Origin of the sequence: Pseudozobellia sp. WGM2 (assembly GCF_017810075.1) — a bacterium.
Classification (GTDB): domain Bacteria; phylum Bacteroidota; class Bacteroidia; order Flavobacteriales; family Flavobacteriaceae; genus JADNYK01.
Map to the genome: position 1 here is coordinate 256,213 of NZ_JADNYK010000001.1, position 20,835 is coordinate 277,047.

Annotated in this window: 23 protein-coding genes; 6 read left to right on the forward strand and 17 right to left on the reverse strand. The window is 35.2% G+C overall.

Annotated elements, in window-relative coordinates; genetic code table 11:
* Positions 1 to 69: 69 nt before the first annotated feature.
* Genes IV512_RS00985 through IV512_RS00995 form a run of 3 tightly spaced genes read left to right on the forward strand, consistent with a single transcriptional unit; the run spans position 70 to position 3,332 of the window.
* Positions 70 to 1,185, forward strand: coding sequence for a S9 family peptidase (locus tag IV512_RS00985; RefSeq protein WP_209399796.1), 1,116 nt, complete (start codon positions 70 to 72; stop codon positions 1,183 to 1,185).
* Between the two features lie 36 nt (positions 1,186 to 1,221).
* A complete protein-coding gene (locus IV512_RS00990) occupies positions 1,222 to 2,361 on the forward strand; it encodes an FAD-dependent monooxygenase (RefSeq protein WP_209399798.1) in 1,140 nt (379 codons plus the stop codon).
* Between the two features lie 11 nt (positions 2,362 to 2,372).
* Complete coding sequence (locus IV512_RS00995; RefSeq protein WP_209399800.1) at positions 2,373 to 3,332, forward strand: fumarylacetoacetate hydrolase family protein; 960 nt, start codon at positions 2,373 to 2,375, stop codon at positions 3,330 to 3,332.
* A gap of 800 nt (positions 3,333 to 4,132) precedes the next feature.
* Here IV512_RS00995 and IV512_RS01000 read toward each other — a convergent pair.
* The 6 genes from IV512_RS01000 to IV512_RS01025 form a co-directional block, all read right to left on the reverse strand.
* Positions 4,133 to 5,119, reverse strand: coding sequence for a type II toxin-antitoxin system HipA family toxin (locus tag IV512_RS01000; RefSeq protein WP_209399802.1), 987 nt, complete (start codon positions 5,117 to 5,119; stop codon positions 4,133 to 4,135).
* On the reverse strand, positions 5,116 to 5,445 hold the full coding sequence (locus IV512_RS01005) for a HipA N-terminal domain-containing protein (protein WP_209399804.1): 330 nt from the start codon (positions 5,443 to 5,445) through the stop codon (positions 5,116 to 5,118). The genes IV512_RS01000 and IV512_RS01005 overlap by 4 nt, the downstream gene beginning before the upstream one ends.
* Complete coding sequence (locus tag IV512_RS01010; RefSeq protein WP_100872163.1) at positions 5,442 to 5,660, reverse strand: helix-turn-helix domain-containing protein; 219 nt, start codon at positions 5,658 to 5,660, stop codon at positions 5,442 to 5,444. The genes IV512_RS01005 and IV512_RS01010 overlap by 4 nt, the downstream gene beginning before the upstream one ends.
* Before the next feature lie 475 nt (positions 5,661 to 6,135).
* The gene (locus IV512_RS01015; protein ID WP_209399806.1) at positions 6,136 to 6,525 is read right to left on the reverse strand and encodes a HipA N-terminal domain-containing protein; all 390 of its coding nucleotides are present in this window, start codon (positions 6,523 to 6,525) and stop codon (positions 6,136 to 6,138) included.
* On the reverse strand, positions 6,522 to 7,541 hold the full coding sequence (locus IV512_RS01020) for a HipA domain-containing protein (RefSeq protein ID WP_209399808.1): 1,020 nt from the start codon (positions 7,539 to 7,541) through the stop codon (positions 6,522 to 6,524). Before IV512_RS01020 ends, IV512_RS01015 begins: the two co-directional genes overlap by 4 nt.
* Before the next feature lie 374 nt (positions 7,542 to 7,915).
* Positions 7,916 to 8,452 (reverse strand): hypothetical protein, encoded by a 537-nt coding sequence (locus IV512_RS01025; RefSeq protein WP_209399810.1) that lies wholly within the window; start codon positions 8,450 to 8,452, stop codon positions 7,916 to 7,918.
* A gap of 157 nt (positions 8,453 to 8,609) precedes the next feature.
* Here IV512_RS01025 and IV512_RS01030 point away from each other — a divergent pair, with 157 nt between their 5' ends.
* Both IV512_RS01030 and IV512_RS01035 read left to right on the forward strand, forming a co-directional pair.
* The gene (locus tag IV512_RS01030) at positions 8,610 to 8,906 is read left to right on the forward strand and encodes a helix-turn-helix domain-containing protein (RefSeq protein ID WP_209399812.1); all 297 of its coding nucleotides are present in this window, start codon (positions 8,610 to 8,612) and stop codon (positions 8,904 to 8,906) included.
* A 533-nt stretch (positions 8,907 to 9,439) separates the two neighbouring features.
* On the forward strand, positions 9,440 to 9,919 hold the full coding sequence (locus IV512_RS01035; RefSeq protein ID WP_209399814.1) for a hypothetical protein: 480 nt from the start codon (positions 9,440 to 9,442) through the stop codon (positions 9,917 to 9,919).
* Between the two features lie 194 nt (positions 9,920 to 10,113).
* On the opposite strand, the gene IV512_RS01040 is transcribed toward IV512_RS01035, so the two are convergent.
* From IV512_RS01040 to mnmE, 9 genes are all read right to left on the reverse strand, one after another.
* Positions 10,114 to 10,722, reverse strand: a complete 609-nt coding sequence (locus tag IV512_RS01040) for a hypothetical protein (RefSeq protein ID WP_209399816.1) — start codon at positions 10,720 to 10,722, stop codon at positions 10,114 to 10,116.
* A gap of 140 nt (positions 10,723 to 10,862) precedes the next feature.
* The gene (locus IV512_RS01045; protein WP_209399818.1) at positions 10,863 to 11,963 is read right to left on the reverse strand and encodes a DUF6371 domain-containing protein; all 1,101 of its coding nucleotides are present in this window, start codon (positions 11,961 to 11,963) and stop codon (positions 10,863 to 10,865) included.
* A 68-nt stretch (positions 11,964 to 12,031) separates the two neighbouring features.
* On the reverse strand, positions 12,032 to 13,102 hold the full coding sequence (locus IV512_RS01050) for an AAA family ATPase (protein WP_209399820.1): 1,071 nt from the start codon (positions 13,100 to 13,102) through the stop codon (positions 12,032 to 12,034).
* Positions 13,099 to 13,401, reverse strand: a complete 303-nt coding sequence (locus IV512_RS01055) for a hypothetical protein (protein ID WP_209399822.1) — start codon at positions 13,399 to 13,401, stop codon at positions 13,099 to 13,101. The genes IV512_RS01050 and IV512_RS01055 overlap by 4 nt, the downstream gene beginning before the upstream one ends.
* Positions 13,401 to 13,751 (reverse strand): helix-turn-helix domain-containing protein, encoded by a 351-nt coding sequence (locus IV512_RS01060; protein WP_209399823.1) that lies wholly within the window; start codon positions 13,749 to 13,751, stop codon positions 13,401 to 13,403. The genes IV512_RS01055 and IV512_RS01060 overlap by 1 nt, the downstream gene beginning before the upstream one ends.
* A gap of 82 nt (positions 13,752 to 13,833) precedes the next feature.
* On the reverse strand, positions 13,834 to 15,384 hold the full coding sequence (locus IV512_RS01065; protein ID WP_209399824.1) for a hypothetical protein: 1,551 nt from the start codon (positions 15,382 to 15,384) through the stop codon (positions 13,834 to 13,836).
* A gap of 22 nt (positions 15,385 to 15,406) precedes the next feature.
* Positions 15,407 to 16,564 carry a site-specific integrase gene (locus tag IV512_RS01070; protein ID WP_209399826.1) on the reverse strand — a complete coding sequence of 386 codons (1,158 nt, stop codon included), beginning with the start codon at positions 16,562 to 16,564 and terminating at the stop codon, positions 15,407 to 15,409.
* Between the two features lie 35 nt (positions 16,565 to 16,599).
* A complete protein-coding gene (locus IV512_RS01075; protein WP_209399827.1) occupies positions 16,600 to 16,953 on the reverse strand; it encodes a helix-turn-helix domain-containing protein in 354 nt (117 codons plus the stop codon).
* Between the two features lie 235 nt (positions 16,954 to 17,188).
* Entirely contained in the window at positions 17,189 to 18,601 is a 1,413-nt protein-coding gene (gene mnmE / locus IV512_RS01080; RefSeq protein WP_209399829.1) for a tRNA uridine-5-carboxymethylaminomethyl(34) synthesis GTPase MnmE, read from the reverse strand.
* Positions 18,602 to 18,743: 142 nt separating this feature from the next.
* On the opposite strand from mnmE, the gene IV512_RS01085 reads away from it, so the two are divergent.
* Positions 18,744 to 19,199: a hypothetical protein gene (locus IV512_RS01085; RefSeq protein WP_209399831.1), complete on the forward strand. Its 456-nt coding sequence runs from the start codon at positions 18,744 to 18,746 to the stop codon at positions 19,197 to 19,199.
* A 56-nt stretch (positions 19,200 to 19,255) separates the two neighbouring features.
* Here the strand turns inward: IV512_RS01085 and IV512_RS01090 are convergent, their stop codons facing one another.
* Positions 19,256 to 19,771, reverse strand: coding sequence for a hypothetical protein (locus tag IV512_RS01090; RefSeq protein WP_100868900.1), 516 nt, complete (start codon positions 19,769 to 19,771; stop codon positions 19,256 to 19,258).
* Positions 19,772 to 19,780: 9 nt separating this feature from the next.
* Complete coding sequence (locus IV512_RS01095) at positions 19,781 to 20,680, reverse strand: DUF6263 family protein (protein WP_209399833.1); 900 nt, start codon at positions 20,678 to 20,680, stop codon at positions 19,781 to 19,783.
* Positions 20,681 to 20,835 lie beyond the last annotated feature (155 nt).

A 20,835-nucleotide genomic window follows, 5' to 3' on the forward strand; every position in this document is an offset into this window, starting at 1 on the left:
AACTATAGATCAAGATGAATTCTTTCTATCGATAGAAAAAGAATTGTCTCGATAAAAAACTAAAACACTATGTGGCATTTTTTTCCGGGCAAGTATATGCCTTCTTATCAAGTAAATAGAGCATTGACCCAAGCGCATTACGGTGGGGGTGAATTTGCCGAGATTTTAGAAGCGGCAGGCAATATAGACCCAGATAATAGAGAAACATTTAACGTAGCTTGGTTAAATAAAGGCAACGAAGTTTATGGTTGGGCAGAAGATTACGAAAATAAGAAAGCCTTTGTTTCCGCAAGACGAACCTATTTAAGGGCTTTCAATTATTTGCGTACTGCGGAGTTCTTTATGAACCTGCAAGACGAAAGAAAAATCGAAACCTATGTGAAAGCACGTCAAGCGTTCATTAAAGCGACAAAATACTTTGACGAGAAGCCAATAACCGTAGAAGTTCCTTTCGAAGGTTCCTTTTTACCAGGATATCTTTTTAAGCCAAAAGGGGTTAAAAATCCACCGGTAATGGTCATGTTCGGAGGTTTAGATAGTTTGGCAGAAGAACTTTATTTTGGAATTGGTGACCACTTAATGGAGCGCGGTGTCGCATTATTGGCTATGGACGGACCCGGACAAGGGGCTGCTTTACGATTAAACCATATCCATTCCAGATATGACTATAATGTAGCTGGTACAGCGGTTTTAGACTGGGTCTTGGAAAACTTAAAAGAGGAAGTAGATACCACTAGTGTAGGTATTGCTGGTGTTTCGATGGGAGGGTATATGGCCGCACGCTGTGCGGCATTCGAGCCACGTTTTAAGGTGTGTATGATTTTTGGGGCAGTTTGGTCATATTATTCGGTATGGGCCGGTCGAAGTGGAAAACATCCACTAGCTGAAATTGTACAACACATTATGGATGAAGATACCTACGAAGGTGTGCTTAAAAAATTGGAAGGTTTTACCTTGGAGAACGGTGTAGCGGAAAAAATTTCCATGCCCACATTTATTATGCACGGTGGCGGAGATAAACAAAATTTTGTGGAGCATGCCATCACACTGGAAAAGCATTTGACCTGTGAGCATGCAATGAAAATAGTTCCGGAAGGCGAAAGCGGATCACAACACTGCCAAGTGGATAATTTTATGCCAGCGCTAGATATGTTCGACTGGATTGCGGAAAAAATACATGCATAGCTGTTTTGCTGAATAATAATTTAAAAAGTTAGTAATATGTCAGCGGTAAAAAAAGTACTTGTTGTAGGCGGTGGTATTGGCGGGCAGTCCGTAGCTATTGCTTTGGCAAAAAACGGAGTAGAGGTGGAAATTGCAGAACGTTTAGATGCTTTTAACGTTTATGGTGTTGGTATCATTCAACAATCCAACGCCCTGAGGGCATTGGATAGAATTGGTCTTGCAGATAAAACTATGGAAGAAGGTTTTCCATACGGACAATTGAAAATGTATACTGCGGGAGGTCATTTTATAGGACTTGCAGGAGCGCCACCCGTAGAAAAGTATCCTAGTCACAATGGTATTTCACGAAGAACACTGCATGAGATCATGTATGCTGAAGCCATTAAAATGGGTGTAACCTATAAAATGGGTACGACCGTTACCGAAATAGAAAATAGTGAAAATGAGGTAACCGTAACCTTTACCGATAACACCAAAAGCACATACGATATCTTAGTGGCATCAGATGGTATTAATTCTGATATGCGCTCTTTGATTTTTGGTGAATTCAAACCACGATATATGGGTGTTTCTGTTTGGAGATATCCTTTTAAAAAGCACGAAGACTTGGACACTTCATATATGTATTATGGAAAACGTAGTAAAATTGGTTTTGTACCTATGTGCGAAAAAACAATGTATATGTTTTTGGTATCTGCAGAAGGTGCCCATAATCCTTGGATAGAGAAATCAGCATATATACCAATGCTTAAGAACTATTTGTCTGAGTTTCCGGTAAAAATAGCCCAAGATGCCAGAGAACAGATTACTGACCCAGATTTAGTGAACTATCGTCCGATTGAGGCCAGTCATCTACCGGACCCATGGTTTAAGAATAGAGCCATTGTAATCGGTGATGGGGCACACGCCACTGTGCCACAGTTAGGGTCAGGTGCCGCTTTGGCTTTGGAAGACGGTGTTGTGTTGGCAGAAGAATTAAAAAATGCAAATACCGTAGAAGAGGCTTTCAACGCCTTTATGAAAAAGCGTTATGAACGGTGTATGGCCATTGTTAATGCATCTGAAACTCTTGCGGAATGGGAGTTGTTGGAATTTGAAGGAAAGTCTTTGCCAGAAGGTGCAAGTATTGGCCAGGTGGTAGGCAAAGCAGTAGGTACCCTAATGGCTCCATTTTAAAAAAAACATTCATGAAACTTGTAACATTTCAAGATAAAGAAGGTTCCCGCCATACCGGATGGTTAAAAGCAGAAGGCGTGGTACATATGCAGAAAGCAAATAACCGTTTGCCTAATGATATGTTGTCATTTATAGATGACCACGAAACGTACTTTAAAATTATAAAGAATAATAATCTAGAGGAAATTGACCCACACTATAATTTAGAGGAAATAAAATTATTAGCGCCACTACCCAACCCGAGAAGCTTTAGGGATTATGTTGCCTTTGAACAGCATATGTTGAATGCATCCAATTCTTTCGGACATACCGTTAGTCCAGAATGGTATAATATTCCTATTTTCTATTTCACCAATCACCAAGCCATTTATGGTCCAGAAGATGAGATAAAGAGGCCTGAGAAAGAAACCAAATTTGACATTGAACTAGAAATGGCCGTCGTCATGGGTAAAAAAGGCGCGGATATTAAAGCCGAAAATGCAGATGACCATATTTTTGGTTATACCGTATTTAATGATTGGACCGCGAGGGCAATACAAAGACAAGAGATGACCGTGCCCTTAGGACCGCATAAAGGAAAGGATTTTGCCAATGCAATTGGTCCTTGTATTGTAACCAAAGACGAGTTCGAAAAATATCGTTGCACCATTTCCAGGGATACCCATCCAGAACATTTAGCAATGCCCTTAACCACAAATGGGCGATTTGACTTAAAAATGACTGCGCGCATTAATGGAGAAACTATGTGTGAGGGTAATTATAAAACCGTGCATTGGACTTTTCCACAAATGATAGAGCGTGCTTCTGAAAACAATGTAAATCTTATGCCTGGTGACATATTAGGCAGTGGTACTGTAGGTTGGGGAAGCCTTATTGAAAATAATTTTTCGGTTCACAGACCATTGGAACCGGGAGATGTTGTTGAATTAGAGATTGAGGGGATTGGTGTTTTGAGAAATGTAGTGCTGTAGTTTTTATTTACAATGCTATGCTCGTACTTAGGTTTTGACTTATTGATGTCCTAAAAGGGTAAGGCTAAACAATTATTGGACTTAATCATCTAACAATGGAAATATAAAATTACTTACCGATACAGTATCTTTCGAACCCTTGTAACATCGGGCTTTAGAAGGGAAAGGTGTACCCGAGGTGTACTTATTTTTAGTGTTTTCCTGCAAATATTCGAAAATATTCCCGCGCAAAACTTTGACACTTTAAAGGTATGAAATTCATCTGATTTTGATGAAAAACAAGCGTTTTACACAATTTAGAAATTCTCAATCTATACTTTTCAAATTCTAAGTGGCTTTTTATCTTGTGGGATAAATCGAGCGTTGGTATGATAAGAGCATGGAGCACCTTTTTGTGGTTTATGCTTATATGTGCAGTTTTGAGGAGGTGACAAAACCCATAGGTTTTTCAACTTTCGTAGAAACATGGATTTGTATGACAGATAGCTTGTCTTACAAGTAGAATTCTACACTAATTAGGCGCAAAATAAATTTGTTATACTTTATGAAAATGTCCAGTTTATTAGATAATAAACTGGACATTTTGAACATATTATATTGAAACACATTTCAATGTGAATACCTAAATACATTGAGGATAAGGATAAGACTCCCAAAGTAATATGTGTTCACCTATGTAGATTTTATGGGTGAGGTAAATAGGAAAGAGGCTGTTGTTAAACATTTGAACAGAATCGTTGCTTCTGGAAATATTAGAATGCTATGCAATGATAAATATTTTAAACAGCAAGCCACAATCTTTAAGGTCGTAAGAGTTTTTTTAGCCTAGTTTGATAAGCCTGTGCATAATTCCGTTTTGTCTTTTCATCAAGGTATGAAAGTTCGATTAATGCTAATACTTTGTCCTGATTTGTCGTTAAACTTTTAAATACCTTGTCATATTGCTTTTCAGAAATACCTGCTAGTTCTGCCAGTTTGAAAAACTGCTCCGTAACTTTTCCTGTGGCCTTGTACGGTGGTAAGAGTCCATCCGCTAAGGCAAAGTCTCTATCTTCAATATGAATTCTACTATTCAATAGGTCGTATGCCGGACTCAATTTAAAATCTCCTAAAGCAGTTTCTATTAAAGAGAAATTTTTGAAATGAGCATCCCCGTTAGATATTAAATAGTTGAAGAGAAGTAATTTAAATAATTTGATGGCTTCTACTTGATAGGCCGGCACATATTTTTTTAACAGTTCAAATAGCTCTAGATAGCTACCTGCATATTTAAAATCCGTTCCGTGGGTTTGCGGTGTTCTGCCAGCTAGCGATGCAAAATCCTCTACAGCCCATTTAGTGCCATCAGCGGCAACATCAAAACGCTTGGTAATGTAGGCAGGGTCCCCATTTTTAAAGAATACCAGTCCGTTCTCTGCAGTTTCGATTCCGAATACTTGACGTGCTATCTGCATACTCAAATGTTCGTTGGCAGGCATTTGCTCTGTTCGGGTTCCTACATTGGGGATAGGTTTTAGAATATACTGCCCTTGTTCTCCTTCTTTTATTAAACGTAGTTTGTTTTTTTCTAGGAGTACGGAGAATTTCTCTTGCACTCCTGAAATAGATAATCGCCTTTTATTCTCCTTGAAGAGCTCTTCAGTAATGGCATTGGTAACCAGCGATTCATAGGGTAGAGTAGGACTTACCTTTCTGCCGTTGAATAAACGATTTAACGCTGTCTTACTGTAGGTGTTGAGCCCTTCCTTTAAAGTACCTGGACAGTTATTTATGTTTATCGAACTCATTGTGTTTTTATTTCTTTAACCTGAATAGCCCCAATGGTATCATATTTTGCTGTAGTCAGTAATAGACCAAAATTGTCTTTCGGATCTATGCGTAACTCAAAACAAATATTTTGTTTGTTCGAACCCTCAGGTAGCATGTTGTAAAAAAAAGGGAATAGATATTCTGAATGATATTCTTGTTTACCTTTAGGCAGTGTAAGACTAATTGCTGGGGTGTTCTTCGATTCAAACCATTGGTCATGGTAACGGAAGATAAAGCTGCCATCACCTAGTTGCGTTAACAAACCTGCAGCCGCTTTTTTATAAAAAACTTCGGCCTGTCTCATTCGCTAGTTTCTGTTTTTATAATTTTAAAAGTAAGCTCCATACCCAAGGCACTCCCTAGTTTATTTAAGGTTTCTGCAGTAGGATTGCCTCTACCACTTTCAAACTGTTTAAGGGTACGCAGGCCAACACCAGAAAGGTCTGCTAACATTTCTTGGGTAACCTGAAGCATTTCTCTCCGTTCTTTTATACTCTGTATTAGGCTTTTAAAGTGCATTATATGGCTCTTTTGACTGTAAAAATAGGTCTTTATATCAATAAACAAACAAAAAGTGCGTTTTAACGCACTAATTGGTGAATTTACGTAAGATGTTAGTTTGAAAATGCAAAATAGTGCCTTATAGTGCACTATGGACTGTTCATAAAAAGCGGATTTTAAATATGACCTCCTCGCATGTTAGATGCCGGTCTTAACTAGAGAAATTAACTATTTAGAATGATAGTTTAGGGTAAAGTTCGATAAAGGGTGCATATTTACGTATTGATTAAAGATTATTTTATCCACCAAACAAACACAAAATATCAAACAAAAGAAGAAAAACGTTAACCAAAAGCAAGGCTATTTGCGATACAAAAAGTAACTAATATTGATAATCAGATACTTATATTTATTGGGTACAAATAAGGTACAAATGTGCTAAAAAAAACCATGGAATTATATCCATGGCTTAAATTTACAATAGAGCTATTTTTTAGACCGCTTCCAATTTGTAAGGATTTGAAATGTTATTTCGCCCAAACCTTTTCAATAAATCAACTTCATTTGTCTTATCGATACTCTCTTTTTTGATTATTTCCTGAATCAACGGTTGTTTTAAACCTGGAATTCTAACCTTGAAAAATGGCCATAATTCTTCACTTTCGTAAGTCTTATCTAGATTAGAAAAACCCACAATTCTATGGTATTTATCTTGTGTCTTAAATTCATCAGAGTAATTAAAATACCACTTATTGTTTTCTGATTTTAAATATCCAACCTCAATATGTTCAAGTTTAATAACAAAAATAGTGACACCTTCCCTTTCATTAGAGAATCCTTCATCACTATCACCCTTATTGAATATGTTTTTCCAAAAACTCATAATAGACCTCTTAATTTAGACATTCTCTTTTTTAATATAATCTCCATTAATAACGCACGCTCCTTAATAAAGAAATCAAATTCATTTTCTTTTAATTTTTTGAGTACTGTATTCTCTTTCTCAACACATATTAACTCCTCAACGATTAGTCGATAACTTTTCTTATAATTTACTAAAAATTTTATAAACTCAAAATGATTTGAATTTGGTTTTGATTCATAACTAAAACGTGGTGTTGATTTATTAATAAATAAATCGATTTCATTTGAACCAGTTAAGTAATGAGAATACATTAACTTGACCTTATCATCTGTTTTATTCCATAAAAGAGCTCTTGCAGTATCATAGATAGGTGAAAATTTGGGAGGATTTTTATTTATTTTTAATACATCTCCTATAAGACCCCAATTATAAAAATGCCTATCATTATTGCCCACAATCGCATCATAAGTTATTAATTTTACTAACGACTTTAAAATTATATCAGCACTTCTAGGATATACTTTTTGTATGGCAGTTTCGACTATTTCAAATGTCAAATATTTTCTTCTTTCGCTTCGATCTTGATTTAACTTTTGAACGAATTCCTCATCTTCAAAATATTCTGTAATAACTTCAATACCGTGAATTAGCTTTTTATTCTTTTTTATAAAATCCTGACTTAGAAATCTTATTTGACCATTAATTATAGCTAACCTCGTTTTATTCATTTCCAATCCTAAGTACTCCCCAATTTTATTTATCGTGTATTCTAAAACGGACTCATGGGGATAAGACTTACCTCCATATTTAGCGAAAAATCCATGCCAAGATGAAGGATTTTGTTTTCTCGGACAATTTTTATAATAAAAATAGGCTTTTATGTATTGTTTAGGGGCTTCACCATCTAAAGGTATGGGTAGAACATAATAGTTGCATTCTTTTAAATTTGGTATCTTTCGAACATTAACATAACCCGAATCCAATTTAGAATTTTCTTTGTTAATTTTCTTTAAGAAAATGGTATCGTTACTCATTTTTGGAACGCATCTGTTCGTACTACTCTGAAATTAATAAATTGAATATAAGATATTCGTAATCAACTAAAGATAACGTCGTAATTTTTAAGTCAAAATTAATACTAATACAATGAACCGCACTCCTAGAAATTGAAATAATCGTTATATTTTTAGTATTTCCAAATCCCAAAATAAATTCTGATTAGGAAAATTTTACAAAGTCATTTCCAATATTTCGGCATGAATACTTCAGTCCAGAATTCAGTGCTTTTCATCTCCGTTAACGAAGGGGTTAAAAAAATGGAGGGTGATAGCCCTCCATGATTTCGTATAGTTAGAAAGATTGATTCGAGGATTTTCGAGTAAGTCCTAATCAAACCAGATAATATTTGTTAATGGATAGTACCGATAATTAGCTTTTTTGCCTTTATAATAAAGTCAGTTACCTTCAAGTCTCCATGTCGAACGTCACAATTAATTGAACTATAATCATCACATAATTTATTAAAATCATTTCCTTCATTATCAATGATATTTAGAGGCAACCCAAAAAGAAAAAAATCAAGTTCAAATGGAAAATAGTAAACATCAGTATCATGCCATTTTTCTATTATTTTGAAAAACTTTTCTAAATCTCTTGAAAGCTCATAATATCTCGTCAACTGACCATCATCAAAAGGTTCTTCGTTAGTTATTGAATCCAGTACTTCATGAAGAATAGATGAATCTATAATTCTTTTAGAATCTACTTCTCTAAATAGTTTATTTGCCATGGAAATCATGTTAATTTGATTTAATACCTCAACACCCCAACCGATTTTGGTTTGGTCTATCGTGTATGGCAGATGTTCTGTATTTAAGAACAGCACTTGAGAAGTATAATAACTGTCTTTGCCTTCTAATCTTTTCTTTGCACTATCAAATGTCATTACCATTTTATTAAAATTTAAGTTTATATTAAAGTTTTACGTTAATAATGTATTGTAAATATAACTGTTACTTTAATTAAATTATACTTGTACTTTAATTTTAACATTTAAATTATAGTTTTTCTTTAATTTTATATTTTTGGAATAAATTATTTAAATGGAACTTTTAAGATTAAAGGAAGTCTTAGCTGATAAAGGCATATCAGGAAAGGATTTAGCTGAAGCAACAGGAGTAACCCCAGTAAGTATATCCAATATCGTTAATGGCAATAGTTTTCCTAAACCTGAATTACTAATTAGGATTGCCAAAGTATTGGACATTGATATTAGGGAATTGTTCAAGCCCAGTAAAGGAGGTGCAATTTTGAATGGGTTTGTCGAGTATAGGGATGAAGTTTATAGAATATTATCCGTAGTTGATTTGGAAAAGTTGCTGACGAGAGTTAAGAAATAAAAAAGGCGAAATATAGGTTTAACCCTACTTGCTTTGCAATGCGATTATCGGATATGAGTTGTGATTTATAGAATCAAATTTCAGGTTTTAGTCTTTATAGCTGGTCATTTGGGTAGGGGAGTTTGACCATATTGAGGTATTTTCAATTTTAAAGTGATTTATTATTTCAGACCATGAAACGCATACGTCATATTATAAATATATTTCCAAGCATGCTATACAATCTTAAATAGGTCGGCATTTGAACGTTAAATTTACTCCTCTTATCTATAAATTAACAAGTTAGATAAATGATTTGCCTACCCTTGGTATACAAATCTATGTTAAAATGAAAAATAAGAGCCTTCATAAATTCATTGAGGAAAGAGAGGATATGTCTGACCGTGAAATACAATTGGAAATGCTTCATGCACTCTGGAGCATTCAAAATAGGACTGAAAGGACAAGGTCTAATACATCCACCATAGTTTGGATTATCGCAATAGGAATTCTTCTAAGTTTTTTTTGTTTTTTCCTTGCTTTTATAGGTTAAAATGAGAGCGCTTCTATATTTATTTCTTTTTTATCCATTTATTGCATTTTCTCAGTGGAATACAGGACAAGAGGAAAATGTCTTTGATGGAAAGTATCGCTTTGCGTATGTGATTGGAAATGGTGGTGATTTCCCTTTCAACAAGCCAAAACTTTCAATTATTAGATTTGAAGATTCACCCCCCCAAATTGAACTTTCGGAAATTGGCTATTCGGGATGTTCAAGAAATACAATTAGAATAAAATTTAATGACGATGAAGGGATTATAAACTGTGATAACCCACATGCAAATGTTAACAAGGATGCAATTCATTTCCCATACTTTGAAAATCTATCGAAGGAAAATTTTTTCGAGCTTCTAAAAACAAAGAATAAAGTGTATATCAGATTTGTTTCGAGTTGTGGTCTGACTGAATATAATTTCTCTTTGAGCGGCTCCTCCTCTTCCATCGATTACGTTTTACAAGGGTATTATGATTAGAGCTATAGCAACTACTGATATTTGGGCCAGTCCGCGCGGGTAAGAATAAAATTTGACAAAACCATTTTAAAGTCTCAAATAGAAACTTACTACAACAATTTGTTTAAGGTTCTTTCTAATACAGTTGCCAAGGGTTTTGATGATTGGTAAATATTAATTTGAAATAATATTGATTAATCAATAATAATTGGAAATTAAGGCCCTTCAATCATCAACCTATGAATATCATCTATTGGTATTCTTTCGGCTCGCTCAATTACCCCTTTAAGCTTTAAATAGCGTTTAGTAGGTTTTCCGCTATAGAATTTTTTGAAATGCTTTTTATAAAGTTGCTCATAACACTTCTCACTATCAAAATAAGCCCCATAAACCTTTTCCATGTTGCGCCATTTCTTGCTTTTGGTTTGACTGTCATACATGCAGCCTTTAAATGCTTCACGGTGTAAAAAGTAACCTCCTATCGAATAGAGTTTACGACAACGCTTATTGGTATTTGGGCAAAGAAAGTACCATATTTTGCCATTCCCTATGTTAGAAGGAAGTGTAACTAATTCTATCCGGTAGTTACGGGGCTTATTGGCATATTTGTAATTCAGTTCGATGTATGGCCATTCATTTCTGGTATTCACTATTATTGATATACTCCCAACATCCTCCTTAAAACCTCCCCACCTTTTTGTAGTCCAAGTGATAGTACCTCTTTTAATCTTGTCGGGTTCAAGGTATCCCCATTCTTTAAGCTTTGAAATATTCATCTGCAATGTGTCATCATAAAGTGTTGTACACGTACTTGGTTTTGGCATAATTAAAATTTTATAACCTAAATTATTAAGGAACATTATTTTATCATGTTGTTCATGATTTGTTATAGGCTGAGTTATTTACTGCACTTTGAATTTAAACCTGGCCTCATCAATCTTACCGTGTAATTTTTAAAAATCCATTAATCCATTGGGGTAACCTTGGGGTTATGTTTAAATTTAGAAAGTATTAAATTATTATTTAGACCTATTCTAAATAAATTCCAGTCCATCTCAATCAGGTAGTCCGCAATGTCTTTACCCTGCTCTTTGTCCTGCTGTGGTGCTAACTGTTCAAGTAAATCTGAAACATGGAAATATGTACTCCCTAAACGCTTTTGTATTTTTGTTGCTTTAGTGCTCCATAGCTCAAAGGCTTTGCCGTCTTTTGATAGGTCTGGAAATAAATAAACGTTCCTGCCTTTTAAGGCTTTACATTTGTTGAGGTTTAAGCTACTTAAATTGTAAACTGCCAACCAAAGAAAGTTGGTTTGTTTATCAGGGAACCCAAAATACAATGCACCATAAATAGCGGTTTTAGGGGCTTCTACTAAAGCAATGGGGTTGTATGGGTATTTGTTTAAAAGATGCTCACCAAACAAACAGGAAACCTTACTATCATTCTTATTATAGGCTACCAACCACTCAGGGAAAGGCTTATTGTTTCGACTATAGTACTTTTCAATTATTGAATGTAAAAAGTCCGTTCTTGTGGTGTGGTTCTGTTCGTCAAATTCCTTTACCTGAACGGCTCTAACATTCCCCTGAGCATCAATAAAAGGAAAGGTATTTGCCCCTTTACGATAGCCGTTTTGAACTGTACCTAAATGATATAAGGAAATAACCTTTTCAATGTCCTGCACTTCAAAAGGAAATGTAATCCTTTTAAGTAGGTTTTGAATAAAGTTATTCTGTCCATATCCATCTCGGGTGCGGTTGAATACCTCAAAGGGAATATACGCTCTTTTGGGCTCTTTTAAGAGCTTCTTTGTTCGTTTTGGTCGCTGTGGCTGCCAGTCAATTTTATTGCCCTGTTCCTGCTCCCAAATTGCTTTTGCGTAACCGTCTTTGTATGGGTTCAGAATATAAGCACATTTGCTTTCACGGTCGCAACGTCCGAACTGTTTGGGTAAGTAATCGCCTGATTTCGTATCAATATACCGTACAAAGCGTTTTTTACCACAATTCGGGCAGCGATACTTTTTACTGCCTTTCTCAAATATGTATCGATGATTTGTATTCATATTATTTGCTATTGCGTTCACGGTGTTCATAATGTTCAGATGTGAACATCGTGAACGGTTTGAACACTTTATAATTTCAAATACTTATTTACTGTTCCAAGTGAAATGCCTAATTGCTTTGAAATTGCCCTTTGTGCATATCCTTTTTCGCTTAACTCTTTAGCTTGTCCAATAAGACTTTTACGGTCTTTTTCAGTTATCTGCTTAAGATGTTCCCTTTCCGCTCCAAAATCTAAAAATTCAAATGCAAGGTAGTTGTAGGGTTTATCGAGTTGGCAAACAATCACATTTTCAGCATCGTAAATCATAGCTGTATTACGTGCTTTAATCTGCTTTATGTACCGCATATTATTATCGGTAGTGCTTTGTCCAATAGCGAAACAACTATCAATAAAATTGAATAACATTTTACTGCCTTGTAAATCATTTTGCGAAATAGGGCGGCTCAAATCACGTTTCGGAGTGTGGGCAAGGATTAATATTGAAAGGCTATACTTGCTTTTTAAAGCTTTTAAATGCTGAATTAAGGGCAAGGCGTTTTTTGACTGCTCCATTTCAGTTTTGAGGTATGTAATATTATCAATTATTAAAACCTTAGCCTCTGTTTCAATTATACTTTTCTCAATGGATTGATTAAGATACTTTTCAAAGTCACTTTCCTTTGGTATTTCAGTATTGGGGTTTATCTCAATACGTTTGAAATTGTCATCAAAGGAGTAATGATTTTCAAATACTTTATGGGTTTCACTTTTAACAGAATACCTTACTTCAAATTGTTTAGCTGAAAGTTCAAAATCAAAATATAAAACTGGCTGTTTTTTTGCTTCTAATTTGAACCCTTGAATTTGTTCGCCTTTACTAATACTGTCTGCTATCTGCACGGCTAATATTGACTTTCCTAAATTGCTATCTGCAAACAAAATGCATATTTCGTTTTCGTGCCAAAATTCGCTAAATAACATTTCGGGTACTGGTGTGATTTTAGCCTCATTCAACCATTCATTGGCTGTCTTTACTTTGAAAAGCCCCTTATTTAGCCTTTTTGCTTCAACCTCCTTTTGAATTTCCTGAACGTGGTTTAAATAGGTTTGAGGATGCTTTAAGTCTACAAACTGTGGGTTTATCTTTACAGCCTTCATATTCCGAAAAGGTTTAATTGATTGCTGCCGGGCGATTGTTCTGGGTTGGTGGTCAAGTACCATGCTTTGAAGCCTGTTTGTTTACAATGCTTCTTTTCAATTTCCCAAAGTCGCCCTGCCTTTTCTAAATCACGTTTGTAACGGCAGATGTTCTTTTGAGGTATTCCAGTTGCAGCCGAAACCATTGAAGCAGTGGCAACGTGCTCCTGTAAATATTGAAATATGGTTTTTAGTTGGTTTTTAAAGTCCTTATCTTTACCCTGTCTTTTATGAAACGGGTTGTTGTTAGTGCTCTCCATTACTTCAACCCTTTTTTGTTTTTAGACAAATGCGCTTCTGCTTCCTGCTCAATTTCTGAATTTGACTTTTTGCGGCCCTCCTTTAGGTATTCAATAAGTTCGATACTGGAAAAGTACAGGCGTTTGCTTCTTTTCATTACTGGTAGTTCGCCTTTACTTACCTTGCTGTAAATGGTGGGTACTGTAAGGTTTAGAAATTGTGCAGCTTCCTGTATGGTTAATAGTTGTTCGGGCTGCTCGTAGGTTGAGGTATTGTTTCGCACTGCTTTAAGAATGTTTGCAGTAACTCGCTCCGAAATATCAGTTATAAGTTTTTCGGGGTCAATTGGGCTAAATACTAAATTGTGCATAATTTTTATTTTAAATTATGCACCAAAATTGACGGGGCGTTTTTCGGGGCGTAACGGGGCGCCGCCCTACTTTCGCCCTAAATCATAGTTGTTTGCTTTGTAGGTATGTTTCTATTGTTTCAGGTTGACTTGAAAGGTCTTTTACTATTTTACGCCATTTTTCACCTCCTATTTCAATAAGTGTGTTTTCAGCGTTTATGTCTTTGTTAACTACTTCATTAAATACTTTGTAAAATCGGTTTCCCTTACCTATACCCATTAATCTGTTTCCTATATTTTCCAGTTCTTTTTTTTGTCCAATAGGGAAACTTTCACCTTTAGCGTTACATTCAATTAAGTAGGATAGAACATAATGCTTAGCAGTGTATCTTATGGTTTTCTTTTCCTTGGTAGTTTCCTGAAGTGGTAGGGCTTGGTTTTGTAATTGTCTCTCTTGTGGAATTGGGTTTAATGAATTATGGGATGAGGTTAATTCGGTTAGGCCTGTTTGCTTTACAAATTCATCAATATGGTAAGTAAGTGCTGAATAATAACCAAAACATTCAACACCCTTTAAACTAGTTATTACTGGAAAAAAATCTTTCACAAAGCTGCAACCAAAAAAGGGTCTATGTATTTTGAAAAAATCTGTTCCGAATGTAAGTCTTTGTTTGTAGTACAAATAATTGATGCGGTTTTTGTAATCATCATTTATCGGTTGGTTTGCTTTTAATCTATATTCCTTATCCCAACTCTTACCACCTTTAATATAACCTTGTACATAATATGCTTTTATCATATCGTTGTCTATCAAAGTATTCTCATCAGTATAGGTAAGGGGTCTAGACCCATCTTCGAAAGTTAATTTAATTAATGTATCAGCTAAAAATATCAAAGATAACTCTGCATTATAGATTGCTATACCTTCAGAATATGCATTTCCATTAATTAAACTTTTTTTATGGTTAAGGTGCTTTTCAAAATATCCCTCTCCCATTTTCATTTCAATTATTTGTTTACCGATTTCTAAATAAGAGGACAAATCAAAAAATTGGTGTTCTACCAATTGATAGCTACTAATTTTGTCTTTCAATTCTTGTTTATTATCATGAATGTTGTCTTTTTTCCTTTTTGGAAAAGCGCTATTTTCTAAGGCATCAAATTTTTCAAATGCTTGTTTGTCAAAAAAGCCAAACAGCTTCCTTAGATATCTATCTAATTCATCAAAGAAAAAATGAAATGATAAAAACCAACTGTTTGTATCATTCCTAAAGTCTAAATACATTTTTTGATGTTCACTGACAATTGGTAAATCTTCCTCACTAGCACCGTCATGAAATTCCTTTATAGCTTCAAACCCCCAATTAAATTCTAGTCTATCTCTTATTTTATCACAGATATTAAGGTTAATGGCCCTTTCTGAGATTGGATTAACTACGTTAGAGAAGACAATGTCAATTTTCGAAATTCTTAATTTCTCCAATTCTTCGTACAATAACTTTTCTTTAAAATTATTCTCAGGATTCAATTTGTAAAGTTCTTTGCCTAATTCAAGGCATTCTTCAGCTACTGCAACATATTGTTTAAACCTTTTTGTATTTGAATTTAAAAAACTGATAAACTCAAATATGTCTTTTATCTTCTCTGTTATCATCTGTCTTTTATGCTTTAGTAACCTACATATCTAGTTTAATTTTGTCAGCGGCTGTACGTTTGGCTGCGTCAACTATTTTGGCGTAAATCTGTGTTGTTTTCAGGTCTTTATGACCTAACATTTTAGAAACGGTATAAATGTCCGTGCCGTTAAACAGTTGCAAAGTGGCAAATGTATGTCTGAAACAATGAAAGGTAATATCCTTGGATATTCCGGCTGCCCCGATCCATTGAAATAAGTGTTTGTTATGGTAGGCCGAATATTTAAGGCCTTCAAATACGGGTTTATCCTGTGGCATATTCTTTGGGTTTTCTTTACCTTTTGTAAAGCTGTAAGCCTGTTCAGAAATAGGCAATACCTCAACACCTTTGGTTTTCTTTTGGCTGAAGTTCAAAAAATATCCTTGCTCATTTACGTATTCCAGTTCTCGCCATGACATTTTTTGTATATCGGAAAACCTCAGCCCTGTTAATGCGGAAAAAAGGGCTGCACGTTTCAATAAATCGTCATTACAAGGGGTTCTGACGAGTTTATTTAGCTCATCTAGGGTCAAGTATTCTCTTCTTGTTTCTTCCGCTTTTATGGGTCTTATTCTAGCGTTAAGGTCGTTTTGTAAAATACCATCTTTATAAGCTTGTTTTAATGTGGCTTTAACTTTATTAAAGTACGACACAGCAGAATTTTGTGAAAGCGTGACCTTTTCGCTCTTATTACTTTTTGTAGTTAATAAATATTCTTTAAAATCTTCTAAAAGCGATTCGTTGAGGTCATTAAAATTTAAACTACCATTTGTAAAGGAGTTGAGGTAATTAAGTGCCGAAAACCAACTTAATCGATTACTGCCTTTGCGCTTGTTGGCTAACTTGGTGAAATAAGAAACAAAACACATTTCGCCTAATTCCTTAATGCGTAATTGTTCTCTTTCATATTGGCTATAGATTTCGGGTTTATTTAAAAAGTTTTCCCTTTTCTGTCTTATACTTTGTCCAATTTTTAGAGTTTCTGTATTATCTTTTTTTTCAATAGGCGTCTTAGGTTTGGCGTTAATATAAAGGCCTAAAAACTCTCTTCGGGTTGGCTTACCGGTTTCAGGGTGGGGTATAGGAGGGTAGAAATCAAGATAGAGACTTAATCGTCCTTTTGATATTGTTTTTTGCCTTAAACTTACTTTGGTTGCCATTGTCTTTTATGATTATTGAAAATAAATTGTACTGGTTAGGTGAATAGGCTATCTAAATCAGTTCGTTTTACTAGTGTTTTACGTTCTGCTATGTTGACCGCCTTTATTTCTCCCTGTTCAATCAAACGATAAACTGTTCGGGTCGAACTGTTCAATAAAGTGGCCACATCTTTGACCGTCAAAAACTCTTTAGCCTTCAATTGTTCGATTGGAAATAGGACTTTGTTAATAGTTTCCTTATTACTGTTATCGATTTTGATGTTCTTTGTTTTCGCTTTGTAATGTCTGCTATTGCATTTATGCGAACAATACTTGGTTTTTGTTGTTCGTGCAGTAAACTCTTCTTCGCAATAAAGACAAATACGTTGTACCTTAATATTACTACTCATTTAGTGTTGTTTAATATCAATAGATGTATTTAAGTGTAATTAAGTGCCATAATCTAACCATAAAAAGGGTTGATTTTGTACCTCAACCCTTCGGGGTACAATAAAGGTACAAATTTGTACCTAATAAACACATAACAACACAAAATAGATATTAACGATGAGTTGTAAAAAAAGCCCTAATCATAGGGCTTAATAATGTTTTTTATGTTTTTTGTAATTCATTACTTTGCGGTGGTTACTTTCCGATACAAAAATTGGCAAAAATGTTCCCCAATAACTCATCATTTGTCACTTGCCCAGTGATTTCTCCCAAATGGTATAGCGCTTCACGAACATCAATTGACAGCAAGTCGCTTGACAAGTTTTCGTCCATACCCAACTGAATTTTTTCAATTTCTTCAAGTGCCCTAACTAAAGAACTATAGTGTCGGGTATTGGTCACAATTGTTTCATTGTTGCGCAAAGCGCCCGTATTCATAAAACTGAGAAGAACTTTCTTAAGTTCTTCAACACCTTCTTTTGTTTTGGCAGAAAGCATTTGAATGGTAATACCTTCAATTTCCTCAAGCAAATTGGTTAAAGTAAGTTGCTGATCTACCTCTAAACAATCTATTTTATTTGCTATGACAACGACCGGTTTATGAGGGTGGGTATTTTTAATCTTTTTCAATGATTGCAATAAGGCCTCACTACGTTCTTGAGATTGAAGAACGGCCAAAGAGTCTATTAAATAAAGGGTAACCTGTGATTTTTCGATTTTCTCATACGTTCGTTGAATGCCCATACCTTCGACTACATCTTTGGTTTCACGTATGCCTGCTGTGTCTATGAATCGAAATCCGATACCACCAATGGCGATCTCATCTTCAATAGTATCTCGAGTAGTACCTGCAATGTCAGATACCAGTGCTCGCTCTTCGTTCAATAAGGCATTGAGAAGAGTAGATTTACCCACGTTCGGTTCACCTACGATGGCAACGGGAATTCCGTTTTTTATCACATTACCGACGGCAAATGAATCGATAAGACGTCTCAGAACTTCCCTGATTCTTACTAGCAATTCTTTAAATTGAGTTCGGTCGGCAAACTCAACGTCTTCTTCCGAAAAATCAAGTTCCAATTCAATCAACGAAGCAAAGTTCAAGAGTTCGGTTCGTAGTTCTTTTATTTCATGGCTAAACCCTCCGCGCATCTGCTGTATCGCTATTTCGTGCGAGGCGGCATTATCACTAGAAATTAAATCGGCAACAGCTTCCGCTTGGCTTAGGTCCATCTTCCCATTCAGAAAAGCTCTAAGGGTAAATTCTCCAGGTTCGGCCGTTCGGCAGCCATTTCTAAGAAAAAGCTGAATAATTTGCTGTTGAATATAGGGGGAACCATGACAAGAAATTTCAACTACATCTTCACCAGTGTATGAATTCGGACCTTTAAAAAGGGACACTAATACTTCATCTAAAATCTTTCCGCCATCAATAATGTGCCCTAACCGAATGCTGTGAGTGGGCTGATCGTTCAAATTTTTACCGAAAGCAGATTTAAAAAGTGGTGCTACCAATGGAATAGCATCCAATCCGGAAACTCTAATTACGGCAATTGCACCGGCACCGGAAGGTGTGGCCAAGGCTATTATGGTGTCATTTGAAATCATTCTTGAACTTTCGGCAAAAATAGATAAAAACCAATAGATGCCCAGTTCATTGGTTTGCGTTAAAATTATAGTTAAAGTGGATAATGGTAATAGTATTTAATATCTACCTTCGTTTCTAAATTAAACATTAAACCACAATTATATGAACTTACGTTCACTTACCATTTTTTCATTATTACTCGGAGTTGTTAGCTTTTCATCTGCCCAAGAAGAGGTGAAGAATGATTCTATTTTACAGATTGAACAGGCAGAAGATCAAGCTAAGACGCTTCAAGCTGAAATTGAAAAGGCTGAGAAAGAAGCTAAAAAAGCTGAAAAGGAAGCAAAGAAGGCAGAAAAGGCTAGAAAGAAGCTGGAAAAGGCAGCTAAAAAGAGAGAAGATTTAAAAGACGACATTATCGATAAGAAAAAGGATATTGCCAAGCGCGAACGCAAAGTCAATGATCTTAAAGAAGATATGGAGCTCGATAAAATCAAAGGAAAACTATCACCTAACGATATTGATAAAATCAAGAATAAGATTGAAAAGGAAAAGTTGAAAGTGATTAAAGACAAAGAGAAACTCAGAAAACTTGAACTTAAACTCAGAAAGAGTTAGAGATAAAAAATCCCGAACTGAGACAGTTCGGGATTTTTTTTATACCTGTGGTAAAGCTATATTTTTTTCATCTGTTGCTGCATCATTTTAATCTGCTCGCCCAGCATATTGTTCTTATCCAATTTTTTGGCTTCCTTAAGAAGCGTTGTAGCTTCTCGTTTGCGTCTTTTTTGCATGGCTATACCGGCAAGACTCAATTTTGCCATGGCCACATCATAATCCATATTAAGACCTAATTTTAGCGCTTTTCTAAAATATTTTTCTGCTTGGGTCAGGTTCTTTTGAGAATGTATGATTCCGTGCAGATAATTATAATACCCTTCTTGCTTAGTTATCAAAGCAGCTTCAGGATTTTTAATCTTATCAAGCCATTTTTGAGTTCCTTCTAAATCTTGTTTACGCATACGCAAGAATGCCAACAATAGAATTTCATTTCTAAAATAGAGAAAAATGAAAATCAGCGAGAAAAGAATTAGAAAGATTCCGTTACCGATGTTACCTTCTACAAATTGGTATACGGCATATGCAATAATGAGGCCTGCTAAAACAAGTTTTATATTCTTATGAAACATTCTGAAATATTAATTAGTTTGTACTTCTGGGGCAATTAATTCGTAGGTAATGGTAGATTCAATGGTAGTTGGTATTTCTTGATCACCCATTTGAGCCATTGTCGATGCTCCTTTTGAAATTCCTTCGACAATCATTTTGGTAATGAACCCAGTATCGATATCTGTGGTAATCGCTGTTTTTTGTGAACCGGTCAATTTCATTGTAGTGGCCAATTCTGTGACATCCATTACGACATCTGCAACACCACTAATGTTAGCACTCTCCTTAGATAGGCTGTCTAATGTCCAAACATTTTTCGCCTGTAATTTTCCGCTATATTCGTTTTTCCAATGGGCACCGATTTTAACTTTGTTTTTCGGGTAGAAAAACGTCATTTGCTTGTAGCTGTTTGAAAGTGCTTCTGAACCAAATTCCTTTTCTAAAGATTTTTTCATCATATTGAGAGAAAATTCATCTTCAAGACCCGAAGCTTCGGCCATTTGAGAAACTAAACTGTCTCCACCTTTAACCTCCAATATATCTCCGTTCTTGGCCAAGATTATATTTACCGGCTTGTTCAATAAGCTATTGAAAATTTGGGATTGCATATCGGTCTCATCTACTTCATTGGCCTTAACGTTCATAAGCTCTCCTTGAATGCTAGAGGTCATCATTAAGTTCAAATCTTTAAAAGTCAAAGCGATATCGTAAATGCTGTCACGCTTACCAAGTACCTTGAATTCAAGAACCCCATCGATAAGATTGGTTAGCTCATGTGTAGCTCCATCCAATTCTTGAATGATAATTTGTTTGGCTTCTTGTTTAACCGTAAATACGGCATCTTTTTCTAAATTGTACTCCAAAACCGTTTGCCCAAACGAAAAAGTTGCGGTAAGGGTAAGCAATAAGAGGCTGAAAAAGTGTCTCATAGGTCGATTTTGTTACTAAAATCACATTTCGGCAAATGTAATAAAAACCAGTTTCTGGGCGGCAGGCATTCTTGAAAAATATTTTTTTAAATGTGTTTGCCAAAGCAAAAAGTCTTTGTATATTTGCGCCCAGATTTTGCGAATGGTTTCGCATT